This window comes from Paucilactobacillus kaifaensis, from assembly GCF_005405145.1.
GTDB classification, from domain to species: domain Bacteria; phylum Bacillota; class Bacilli; order Lactobacillales; family Lactobacillaceae; genus Paucilactobacillus; species Paucilactobacillus kaifaensis.
This window is the reverse complement of sequence record NZ_BJDM01000014.1, coordinates 23745-35177: the sequence shown is the minus strand read 5'-3', so window position 1 is coordinate 35177 and position 11433 is coordinate 23745. Positions and strand designations below refer to the sequence as shown.

At 38.2% G+C, this 11433-nt stretch carries 14 protein-coding genes and 1 pseudogene; 7 read left to right on the top strand and 8 right to left on the bottom strand.

What is annotated here, in order from left to right; translation table 11 throughout:
* The 3 genes from FFM51_RS06690 to FFM51_RS06680 all read left to right on the top strand — a co-directional run.
* A partial coding sequence (locus tag FFM51_RS06690) for an LPXTG cell wall anchor domain-containing protein (protein WP_137597865.1) occupies positions 1-851 on the top strand: 851 nt, incomplete at its 5' end.
* Between the two features lie 88 nt (positions 852-939).
* Complete coding sequence (locus tag FFM51_RS06685) at positions 940-1455, top strand: GNAT family N-acetyltransferase (RefSeq protein WP_137597864.1); 516 nt, start codon at positions 940-942, stop codon at positions 1453-1455.
* A gap of 141 nt (positions 1456-1596) precedes the next feature.
* On the top strand, positions 1597-3378 hold the full coding sequence (locus FFM51_RS06680) for a heavy metal translocating P-type ATPase (protein ID WP_137597863.1): 1782 nt from the start codon (positions 1597-1599) through the stop codon (positions 3376-3378).
* A gap of 106 nt (positions 3379-3484) precedes the next feature.
* Here the strand turns inward: FFM51_RS06680 and FFM51_RS06675 are convergent, their stop codons facing one another.
* From FFM51_RS06675 to FFM51_RS06660, 4 genes are all read right to left on the bottom strand, one after another.
* Positions 3485-3895 carry a peptide deformylase gene (locus FFM51_RS06675; protein ID WP_137597862.1) on the bottom strand — a complete coding sequence of 137 codons (411 nt, stop codon included), beginning with the start codon at positions 3893-3895 and terminating at the stop codon, positions 3485-3487.
* A gap of 21 nt (positions 3896-3916) precedes the next feature.
* Complete coding sequence (locus FFM51_RS06670) at positions 3917-4237, bottom strand: DMT family transporter (RefSeq protein WP_137597861.1); 321 nt, start codon at positions 4235-4237, stop codon at positions 3917-3919.
* Between the two features lie 149 nt (positions 4238-4386).
* Entirely contained in the window at positions 4387-5775 is a 1389-nt protein-coding gene (locus FFM51_RS06665; protein WP_137597860.1) for a DHA2 family efflux MFS transporter permease subunit, read from the bottom strand.
* Positions 5765-6208, bottom strand: a complete 444-nt coding sequence (locus tag FFM51_RS06660) for a MarR family winged helix-turn-helix transcriptional regulator (RefSeq protein WP_137597859.1) — start codon at positions 6206-6208, stop codon at positions 5765-5767. Before FFM51_RS06660 ends, FFM51_RS06665 begins: the two co-directional genes overlap by 11 nt.
* A gap of 179 nt (positions 6209-6387) precedes the next feature.
* Between FFM51_RS06660 and FFM51_RS06655 the strand changes: the two genes are divergently transcribed.
* On the top strand, positions 6388-7554 hold the full coding sequence (locus tag FFM51_RS06655) for an MFS transporter (protein WP_137597867.1): 1167 nt from the start codon (positions 6388-6390) through the stop codon (positions 7552-7554).
* 61 nt (positions 7555-7615) lie between these two features.
* On the opposite strand, the gene FFM51_RS06650 is transcribed toward FFM51_RS06655, so the two are convergent.
* The 3 genes and pseudogenes from FFM51_RS06650 to FFM51_RS08925 all read right to left on the bottom strand — a co-directional run bounded on the left by FFM51_RS06650 (position 7616) and on the right by FFM51_RS08925 (position 8777).
* Entirely contained in the window at positions 7616-8323 is a 708-nt protein-coding gene (locus tag FFM51_RS06650; RefSeq protein WP_137597858.1) for a LiaF transmembrane domain-containing protein, read from the bottom strand.
* Between the two features lie 4 nt (positions 8324-8327).
* Positions 8328-8609: pseudogene (locus FFM51_RS08890) on the bottom strand (LytTR family DNA-binding domain-containing protein); the annotation flags it as partial.
* A 36-nt stretch (positions 8610-8645) separates the two neighbouring features.
* Complete coding sequence (locus FFM51_RS08925) at positions 8646-8777, bottom strand: hypothetical protein (RefSeq protein WP_263386063.1); 132 nt, start codon at positions 8775-8777, stop codon at positions 8646-8648.
* Positions 8778-8974: 197 nt separating this feature from the next.
* Here FFM51_RS08925 and FFM51_RS06640 point away from each other — a divergent pair, with 197 nt between their 5' ends.
* On the top strand, positions 8975-9451 hold the full coding sequence (locus tag FFM51_RS06640; protein ID WP_137597857.1) for a Dps family protein: 477 nt from the start codon (positions 8975-8977) through the stop codon (positions 9449-9451).
* A gap of 385 nt (positions 9452-9836) precedes the next feature.
* Here the strand turns inward: FFM51_RS06640 and FFM51_RS06635 are convergent, their stop codons facing one another.
* Complete coding sequence (locus FFM51_RS06635) at positions 9837-10163, bottom strand: DMT family transporter (protein ID WP_137597856.1); 327 nt, start codon at positions 10161-10163, stop codon at positions 9837-9839.
* Positions 10164-10340: 177 nt separating this feature from the next.
* Here FFM51_RS06635 and ndk point away from each other — a divergent pair, with 177 nt between their 5' ends.
* Positions 10341-10766 (top strand): nucleoside-diphosphate kinase, encoded by a 426-nt coding sequence (gene ndk / locus FFM51_RS06630; RefSeq protein WP_137597855.1) that lies wholly within the window; start codon positions 10341-10343, stop codon positions 10764-10766.
* 172 nt (positions 10767-10938) lie between these two features.
* Entirely contained in the window at positions 10939-11397 is a 459-nt protein-coding gene (locus tag FFM51_RS06625; protein WP_137597854.1) for a VOC family protein, read from the top strand.
* The last annotated feature ends 36 nt before the right edge of the window (positions 11398-11433 follow it).

Below are 11433 nucleotides of genomic sequence, written 5' to 3'. Positions count from 1 at the left end.
CAGCTGATAAGTCTCAAGGAGTTGTATCAACTGGAACGATAACAGCGGTAGATACTGCAGCCCCATCAACTGAATTTGAGTTGGCGAATGGACAAAAGGACTACGAAGTAGCAGCAGTGCCTGATGAAGTTGAGACAGCCAAGCAAACAGTTGGGGATGCAATTATAGCTGATAAGTCTCAAGGGATTGTATCAACGGGAACAATAAAAGCAGTAGATACCACAGCCTCATCAACTGAATTTGAGTTGGCGAATGGACAAAGGGACTACGAAGTAGCAGCAATGCCTGATGAAGTTGAGATAGCCAAGCAAACAGTTGGGGATGCGATTACAGCTGATAAGGCTCAAGAAATTGTATCAACAGGAACGATAACGGCGGTAGATACGACGTCACCGTCAACTGAATTTAAGTTAGCAGAAGGCCAAAAGTATTACGAGGTGGTAACTGAGTCTGAAAGCCTCGATTCAATTAAACGACTAATCATAGATTTGTTGAAAGAAGATCAGAAACAAGGAATAACAAGCACGGCTGAGATAAAACTATTAGACTCAAAATCACTTAAGATAGAAATGGATAAGCCAGGTAACGTTATCGAAAGTGTTACGGCAAAAAACAATAGCAAATCACCGACTTCAATAAAATCAGTAGATATCCCCAATTTAGGTACCGTTAATCCTAGTGAAAACAAAACTATTATCGACAATCTAGATGATTTTACTGCTAAACACCATGATAACTATAGCCAATTACCAAAAACTGGTTCAACTAAGGGGATTATTACTGCAATTATTGGAGTTTTAATGTTTGGGTTGGCACTAGTAGCACTAATTAAAATAAAAATAACTAAATAATAAATATTAACTCTGGATGAATTTAATCTGGAGTTTTTGTTAGTATAAAGATGATAGCAAAGAAATACTAGAAGGGATCAATTAGAAAATGGCAATGAAAATTAAACGCGTAACTACTGCAGATTTACCTGCACTGAGAGATATTAGTATCAAAACATTCACGGACACTTTTGGTGAACAAAATACTGCTGCTAATATGCAAGCATATCTTGATAAAGCATATAACAAGGAACAACTGTTACAAGAATTAGAAACACTATCGGCGGCATTTTATTTTGCCCTAGTTGATGGAGAGCTGGCCGGATATTTGAAAGTCAATGTTGACAATGCACAAAGTGAATCGATGGGGGCTGATAGCCTAGAAGTAGAACGAATTTATATTTTGCCACAGTTTAAGCGCCAAGGACTGGGAAAACAACTAATTAATTATGCAATTGAGCTCGCTAAAAATGATAATAAAAGAAAGGTTTGGCTTGGCGTTTGGGAGCAAAATTTTGCTGCTCAAAAATTTTATCAGTTTTTGGGATTTAAACGTGAAAGTGAGCATTCTTTTTATATGGGTACCGATCCACAAACCGACTACATTATAGTTAAAGAAATTTAGTTATTCTAATTATGTATACTAATGATTCATTGTTGATATATCGGAAAAAATAATTAGTTATTTAGAATGATTCTAAAGTTAAAAAGTGTTAGAATGAACTTGTAGATATTCAAGATATTTAATTAATTTGGAGGTGTTTCAATGAGACACTCGTTAAAACTGGTAGCCACATTGATAGTTGGAGCAGTGGCGTTATTAATTGAGTTTGCGTTTGGTCAGCAATTAGCAGCACAGGTCGTGGTGACGGTGGCCGGATCAATAATGTCGATTTCAATGGTAATCGAAATGATCAAAACGTTGCGGTCGGGGAAATTTGGTGTTGATTTATTAGCTATCATGGCGATTGTCGCTACATTAGCAGTCGGTGAATATTGGGCGAGCTTGATGGTGCTTGTAATGTTGACAGGTGGCGATACGCTGGAAGACTATGCTTCGAAAAAAGCTGGTCAGGAGTTGAAATCGTTATTAGACAATTCACCTCAAATGGCGCATCTAATTGATGGAACTAAATTGACGGATATTGCCGCAGATGACGTTGTGGTTGGCGATTTACTGCTGGTTCGTCCTGGGGAACAGGTTCCAGTTGATAGTCAGGTTGTTGAAGGATCAACAACGGTTGACGAATCTTCGTTAACTGGTGAATCACGATTGATCGAGAAAAATGTTGGGGCAGAATTAATGTCCGGGTCTATCAATGGTGATCAGGCAATTACAGTTAAAGCATTAAGCAAAGCGGCGGATAGCCAGTACCAAGCAATTATTAAGTTAGTCAAAGAATCGGCTGAACAACCAGCGCATTTTGTACGAATGGCTGATCGCTATGCAGTACCATTTACCATTATTTCGCTTTTAATTGCGATTGTGGCCTGGCTTATCTCAGGTGATCCTGTTCGAATCGCGGAGGTATTGGTGGTCGCGTCACCGTGTCCCCTAATTTTAGCTGCTCCCATCGCCCTTGTATCTGGAATGAGTCGCGCTAGTAAAAATGGAATTATTGTTAAGACTGGGACAACCATTGAGAAATTAGCTCTGGCAAAGACCATTGCTTTTGATAAAACTGGAACATTAACGAGAGGCAAACTGGATGTGAATGAAGTTAATGCTGTTACTCCATTTAGCAAAGCTGAGTTGCTTCATTTGGCCGCTAGTGCTGAGCAGCGATCTGGTCATGTCTTAGCGCGGTCATTGATTGCGTACGTGGATCAAGATCAATTAAGTGCAGTTAATCAGTTGAAGGAAGTAACTGGACAAGGAATTGAGGCCGTGGTAGATGGTAAAAATGTGAAGGTTGGCAAGGCTGGATTTGTTAGTGATGAAACTGTCCAAGAGACCGAACAAACAGCAATGTATGTCAGTGTTGATGGGCAATATGCCGGCTACATCAATTTCTTAGATCAATTAAGACCGGAAGCAAAAGACACTATTAATCAATTAAAACAGCTAGGCTTGCGGCGTGCACTTATGTTGACTGGAGATCACGCTACGATTGCGTCATCAATTGCTTCTGATGTTGGAATTGACGAGGTACATGGTGGTTTACTGCCAAAGGATAAAGTTGATATTTTACATTCCATCTCAAAAGAAAATCGTCCCGTTATTATGGTCGGTGATGGTGTTAACGATGCGCCTTCACTAACAACTGCTGATGTGGGCATTGCAATGGGAGCACATGGTGCCACATCAGCAAGTGATTCAGCAAATGCAGTTATTTTAAAAGATGATTTGACTAGAGTTGCCCGCGCGGTTTCGATTAGTAAAGACACGATGAGAATTGCTCGTAGTGATGTATTGACAGGAATTGTTATTTTGGTTATTTTAATGTTGATTGCGGCCACAGGAGTTATTCCGGCTTTGATTGGTGCTATCTTTCAAGAAGCAGTCGATACAATTACAATTCTGCTAGCATTGCGTGCGCGTAGTTAAAATTGGAAATTAATTGTTATAATACTGAAATTTATGTGTAAATTGAAAAATGCGATCAAATTTGATCGCATTTTTTGTTTTATTCTGAAACTAAGTTACTTCAACTTCAAATTATAATGCCATCACAATGATCAACTTCATGCTGGATAATTTGTGCAATTAGACCAGAGAATTGTTGTTCATGAGCTATAAAATTTTGGTCTAAATACTGCACAGTGATATTCGTGAAGCGCGTGGTAGTTCGCTGGCCTGCTAATGATAAACAGCCTTCTGTTGTCTGATAACTACCGGTTTTATTTGTAATCAGTGGGTTAATCATGGGAACACCTAACATTCCCATTTGAACAATGATGATGCGCTTGTTGATGCCAATCATATTTGCAGCCATACCAACACAATGGTCTTCGTGAAATTTTAGTGTATCAATTAAATCAGTAATCACCTGCTTGTCAGCACGCGTAGCTTTTACAGCTGATTTAGCCAATGAAGTGGTGTCACGATTAATAGTTTTGATCATTGCTGTACTACCTCCGTTTTATTAGTGACCGCTGGTAATTTTAATCCCAATAATACTGATCACAAGCAAGATAACAAATACCCAAGTCATGATCGAAAGTTGATCTTTAAATAATAATACACCAATTAAAACTGATCCTACCGCACCAATTCCAGTCCAAACAGGATAAGCTAAGCTGAGTGACAAAATTTTGGCGGCACGAGCCAAAAAATAGAAACTAAAAAGCATCCCAACAACTGTGGCAATGGTGTAGTCAATCCTAGTAAATCCATTACTCAGTTTCATGGCCGTGGCCCAAACAACCTCAAAGATTCCCGCAATAATTAAATAAATCCAAGACATAAGTTTTCCTCCTAAAAAATAGCACCTACTAACTTCTACGAAGACCTGAAGAAGTTAATAAGTGCTGCACCCGGTGGTGTAATCTATTATTATCAATACCCAAAATTATACACAACTAATTGGTATTAGTAAATGAATTCAGATGTAATTTAATGCGATGATTGGTACTTATTTAAAACGATAATTAAGATACTAATTTCAATGATACTTAGAATCAGCAAAAAGATAAACGCATGTTGCGAACCAAGCGCAGTTGCGGTGGCAAATGAGCGGTGACTAACTGCTTGGCTATGTGAGATGATTGCAGCAACAATCGAGGTCCCAACGGCGCCTGCAAATTGCTGGAGGGTATTTAAAATTGCATTACCGTCTGATTGTTGTTTGTTTTGGAGTTGTTTTAATCCATTGGTCATAATGTTACCAAAGGATAATCCTGCCCCAGCCATTAACAATACATAAATAATTAAGATTAGCCAGTTAAAGAGATGCATACTGAATAGACTAAAACAGATTAGCGAAATCAGTGTAAAAGCTGATCCTAGTAAGATTGGCAGCCGGGGGCCAAAATGATCTAAAATACGACCGCTAAATGGAGCAAAAATGGCGCCAAGCAAAGCACCAGGTAAAACAATCAATCCTGCTACTGTAGCCGTATTATCATTTACTAGTTGAATGTAGTTGGGCACAATAAATGATAACCCCAATGAGATTAGTTGAAAAATAAAGAAGCTAACAGCATGACCGCTGAAACTCTTATTTTTAAAAGTATGGAGGTCGATAATAGGATTGCTGGTATGATTGGAACGAATAATTAATCCAACCAAACCGATGATGCCCATCAAAAAAGCGCCTGCAATTGTCAAATCAAAGTTGGCCATGTTACTAAATCCTATAATTGAGCCTGCGAATAGTAAAATAATAAAAATAAGACTGATTAGATCTAGTTTAAACGATTGTAGTTCGTTTTTTTGTTGAATGGTGAGTAAACCAAGTACCAATGAAACAAGTAAAATTGGCAACAGTAAAATGAAGATATAGCGCCAACCTAGATTGGTTGCTACTAAACCGCCAAATGTTGGCCCAATAGCAGGAGCAATTGCAGTAATCAGCGTTCCAATTCCCATCATCATCCCAATTTTTGCCAACGGGACTTGTTCCAAAATAATGTTAAACATTAATGGCAGTGCAATTCCAGTTCCAAGGCCTTGAACGAGGCGTCCCAAAAGTAACAATGGAAAGGCGGGGGCAAATGAATCTAAGATTGTTCCAGTAATAAATAGTAAATTAGCACTAAGAAAGAGTTGTTTAGTTTTAAACGAGCGCTTCAAGATTGCTGATAAGGGGACCATGATTGCCACGACCAGTAGGTAAATAGTAGTCATCCATTGGACCGTAGCAGTATTAACATTGAATTCTTGCATCAGTGTTGGAAATGAGACGTTCATAGCAGTTTCAACGATCACCCCACAAAAAGACATTAATCCAGTTGCGATGACGGCGCAGATAACCCGTTTAGATATTGTTTGTTTAGTATTCATTCGTTGACCTTTCTGATGCAGTAGTATGCAAGTAGTAATTTAGTATTGTTTCAAATGTTTCAATCTCACTAGGTAAAAAATTAGTTGTCAATTTTTGTTGTTGCTGTTCCATGTATGTTCCAATTCGCTCAATCAAAGGATTAGTTTTGGCGGTTAATTGAACTGCTTTTTGACGAGCATCATGGCGGGATGGATGTCGAACGAGTAGTTGTTTACGTTCCATTCGTTGTAATAAAACAGTGGCTGTGGAGCGTTGGATATTGAATTCAATTTCAATATCTTTTTGAAGTACATCTGGGTGTGACTGACGGCTTAGATAATCAATAATTGACATTTGAGTGCTAGTTAAATCAAAATTACTAGCAAATTGATCGAAGTCTTTGGTCAGCTGATTGGCCGCTTTTTTCAGTAATCTTCCTGTATTTTGTGACATATTGCGCTCCTTTCGTTAGCTAGCTAACAATATATCAATTTAACATCATAACCAGAACACGTCAAATAAAAATTAGGCGCGAAGGTTTATTTGCACTATAATGATCTGGTGAATTTTTATCGAAAGGCGGAGTGTTACCTGTGACACAGTCAAATAAATTGCCACAATGGCGAAAAAACATGTATGCACTTTGGATCGGTAATTTTGCTACCGGTGCGGGTGCAAGTATGAGTCTGCCGTTTTTACCTCTTTTTATTGCTACAATGGGTAATTTTCCAAAGTGGGAACTAACATTGTACGCTGGACTGGCATTTTCGAGTACGTTTTTAAGTCAGGCAATCGTTTCACCCTTATGGGGTAAATTGGCTGATCGTACTGGTAGAAAACCTATGCTGATGCGTGCCGCAATCGGGATGACGATTACTGCAACTTTATCGGGCTTTTCGCCAAATGTGTGGATTTTAATTACGTTACGCCTAATTCAAGGAGCGTTTTCGGGGTACATTAATAATGCCTATGCGCTAATAGCTAGCGAAGTACCGCAACGACAAAGTGGTCAGGCAATGGGGATTTTGACCACTGGAAGTGTTGGTGGTCAGTTAATTGGACCGATTATTGGTGGCTTTATCGCAGGAGTACTAGGCTATCGAATTCCATTTTTCATTTTTGGACTATTGATGTTATTGGCGGCCAGTGTCACTTATTTTGGGGTTAAAGAAAACTTCACGCCGACGAAACGGCTACAAAAGTTGGCTCAAAAAAGTGCATTTGCCGGAATTAAAAATATTCATATTGTTTGGGCGATGATTATTTCGTCAATGTTGATTCAGGCAGCCACCAACTCAATCAATCCGATTATTAGTTTATTTGTTCGTCAGTTAATGCATAATCAAGGTAACGTGGCGATGATTAGTGGAATTATTGCAGCTCTACCGGGAATTGCAACAATTATTAGTGCCCCCAAGTTAGGTGCGATTGGAGACCACATTGGTCCTAAACGAGTTCTAACTGGCGGCTTGGTTTTATCGGGAGCCGTTTTTTTACCAATGTTTTTTACGACGACAATTGTCGTGCTTGGGATCCTCCGATTTTTGGTAGGAATTGCCGATGCAGCACTATTACCAATTACACAATCGGTAATGACTCGTAATACTCCAAGTGAATCAATTAGTCGGATTTTTAGTTATAATCAATCGTTTCAAGCGATTGGATCTGTGATTGGGCCAATGCTAGCATCGGGCGTGGCAGGAGTTTTGGATTATCGGTATGTTTTTTTGATGACCACGATTCTAGTGGTGATTAATCTGATTGTTGTCTTACATGCCTATCATCGTGATGAAGTGTAGTAGAAACAAGAACGGTTAGATTCTGAGTATTGCCTAGAATCTAACCGTTCTTGTCTAATATTTAAATATAAATAACTGTTAATCCTGACAAATGAAGATTGCCTGCTAAATTAACAGTGGGACCTTCTTTAGTGCTTTGGAGTCCTTTTTCTTCGGTGCCACTAAGGAAATTTCCCGTTTGAATTTTTAAATTCCATTCTTTAGGTAAATACAATTCAATTCCACTTAGGTCGCCATCAATATTGATATTAGCGACTTCATCTTGAATAGTTGCGTTGTCAAAATATACTTTTACATTGGCCATATAAGCATAGATGTTGGCTTGTTTAAAATTAGCGGATTCAACATAACGAATATTGCTACTCATGCTGACTTGAACGTCGACCAGTGATTGATCGTCTGTGGTTGTCACCGTTTCTGGATGTTCTTGCCAATTTTGCTGGTGCCAACGATGTTGAATGCCGTGCGGTCGAATGATCAATGACAAACCAATGCTTAGTAATAAAGCTGCCCCCAGTAAGGTCCATGGTACTAGGTTGCCTATACCCAATGGATCAGCATATAAGATTCCTAAAAAGGCGAGTGAGAAAATCGTACCAAAAACGCTGAAATAAATCATACTTTTGATTAAAATAGCTGCTAAAAATAATGTTGCAATGGTTGTAAATGTATCGAAGTGATAGTGGCTGAGCCAACCCATTTGGCTCGCGATTAAAATTCCAGCACCTAATACAAAAAAGATGCCCCAAAACCAACGTTGTCGTTTCATTGTCTTACCTCATTTCGTTTAATCGTGATTGAAGTTGCTTAAAATATCGTCTAGATGCATATACCTGTTTATGAGTGGCCTTAAATTCAACCAAGTAAGTTGAAATTGAACGCGTGATAGCGATAACTTGGTCAACATTGATAATTGACGATTTGGAAATTCGAACAAATGAATGTGGTAATTGTTCTTCTAACTCATACAACCGCAATTTGGTGGTATATACTTCATCAACTGTGTGAGCACTAATTTGGCGTCCTTGTGTTTCAAAAAATAAGATATCAGTGAGCGATAAATAATATTTAGTTGTCTGCTTGTAAAATGGTCATGGTGCATTGGTTGAGGAAAACTGATCAAGCATTGTTTTGATTATTTTTGCTTCATCACTGTTGATGGGAGCTCGAATGATGACTTGTGTTTCAGTTAAATTGTCGTCTTGTTCTAGTCGTACTTTCATTGGTAACATCCTTTCGCATTGTTAGTAGACCATATATTAACCAATCAGTAAACTTAATTTGCTTAAGTGGTATTAATCAAAGCGTAAGTGGTTAAAAATATAAAAATCGAATTACTTGAGTCCGATTGCTAAACACGCTAGAGTGAAGATAGAGTTAATGTTGTCTTTATATCTGGAAAACTGAAAGGAGCTTTTTCATGAGCGAGTATCAATTTCCCAAAACACAAGCACATTTGAACCAATTAATTGCTGATTTAAGTCAACTTCAAGTTAATGTCCAACAGGTCCATTGGTATATGCGCGGGCCCGAATTTTTTAAATTACATCCGAAAATGGATGAGTTTAACGACCAGTTCGCTAACCAGTTAGACGAAATTGCTGAACGCCTAATCGCACTGGGTGGCAGCCCCTACGCAACGACACATGAATTCATCGCGCATACGCATTTACCGGATGAAAAAGTAGAATGGGGACAATACAATTTACCCGAATTTATGCAGCAGTTAGATTATCACTTTAAGTATATCAGAGATCAATATCAACAAGGAATTGAAGTTACTGATGAAGAACAGGATTTACCAACTCAGGATATGTTTAATGGTTTTAAGGCTGAGATGGATAAACTAATTTGGATGGTTAGTGCCTTTTTAGGTAAGGGACCAACAGAAAAATAAAGAGTGTGAGCAGCCACGTTAAGAAGTTGGAATGTAACGATAAAATCACTCATATCCTTCGTTTTTTGAAGGATATGAGTGATTTTATTGTTACATGGAAACTTCTGTGGCTGCGAACACGTTTAATAAATTGAGCTGGTCAGATGAACTTCGTTTTTTGAAGGATATGAGTGATTTTGTTGTTACATGGAAACTTCTGTGGCTGCGAACACGTTTAATAAATTGAGCTGGTGAGATAAACTTCGGTTTTTGAATAATCCCTATGGGACCTTTGTGAATACACAAAAAAATTTTGCTAGGTAAAATGTGCGAATTCCTGCAGATGTTTAGGACTAAGCGCCATAGGCTACAACATTTTAACGCAGGAATTCGCACTCTTATAAATTTAATGTGTCGGTCCGCCATAAAGATTTAAAACTACTACGCCGCCTAAAATAAGTGCAATTCCTAATAAACCAGCCCAATTAATAGTTTCTCTCCAGTAAATAACCGCAATCAATGTGGTAAGTACCAAGCCTAAGCCAGCCCAAATTGCATAGGCGATATTGAGATTAACATTTTCCATTGTTAGTGAAAGAAAATAAAAGCAAAGTGCATAGGCAACTAATGATATGAGTGTTGGTATCAAATGGGTGAAACCTACTGAAGCTTTTAGAAAGCTTGTTCCAATGACTTCACCGATAATAGCAAGACCTAAGTAAAGATATCCCATGACGAACCCCCTAAAAGTATTTTGATTATAATCAGACAATATATTAACAAATGAGTATTGATAAGGTATTATTCGGTGAAAATTATAGCACAAGTGGATGAAAACGGTGATTTGGTGTTGCTATTGTATGCGCTTTCTTTGTACAATGAGATAAATTAATGAAATGAGGATGAGACGATGACAGAAGAACGAATATTGATTCTCGTGAAACCAGATGGAGTTGCTTTAGGTCATATCGGTGAAGTAATTACGCGTTTGGAGCGTAAGGGGTATGACATCAATGCACTTAAGGTGACTACGGCAACAAAGGATCGATTGCATCGTCATTATGCAGAACTACTTGATAAACCATTTTTCCCCGAAATTGAAACCTATATGTATGAAGGACCAATTGTGGCAATGATCGCCACTGGAACAAATATTATCAGTGTTTTTCGGCGTATGGCTGGGGCAACTAACCCTTCTGAAGCAGATTTTGGTACATTACGAGGAGATTTTGGGCGTGAGTGGCCAGATGGATTGATTAGAAATGTAGTACACAGTTCTGATAGTGTTGAAAGTGCAGAAAAAGAAATCAAAATATGGTTCCCAGAACTAGAATAGAGTGCGAACCAAGGCGTTAAAATGTCGTATGCTAAGCCGGTAATAATAATTGATGAGTTGGTTTTGATTTATTGATTGTTATTACCGACTTAGCCATGGACATCTGCCTTGGTGAGCACGTTTCACCAAATATAAAAATGACGTAATAGAATTAATCCGAGGAGAAATTCATATGGCAACCAGCTCATTATACCCATATCTAACATTTACCAATACAAAAGAAGCACTGCAATATTATCAAAAAACTTTTAACGCGCAGGATGTTCAACGCCTGCCAGTCACAACGGAAGCTGCAACGGCAATGAATGTGCCGAATAATATAAATCTGGATGACTTAACCATGCATGCAGTTTTTACCATTTTGGGAGTGTGGCTTTACGCATCAGATAATTTTAATCACGATGAAAAGTTAACTAATAGTACTCGTTTATTGATAGATATTGATAGTGATGATAAAGACCGTTTTGATGAAGCAATGAGTTTATATGAACAATTAGAAAATGATGCATCAGTAAATATTTTGATGCCGCTCGCTGAGCAAAACTGGGGCACTAAATTGGCCATGCTGCAGGACAAATATGGTATTACGTGGATGCTACAAATTCGTTCTTTTAGTGCATCTCAAAACTAGACTGGTTGTCTGTTAACCATTAATGCCGTAAAATAT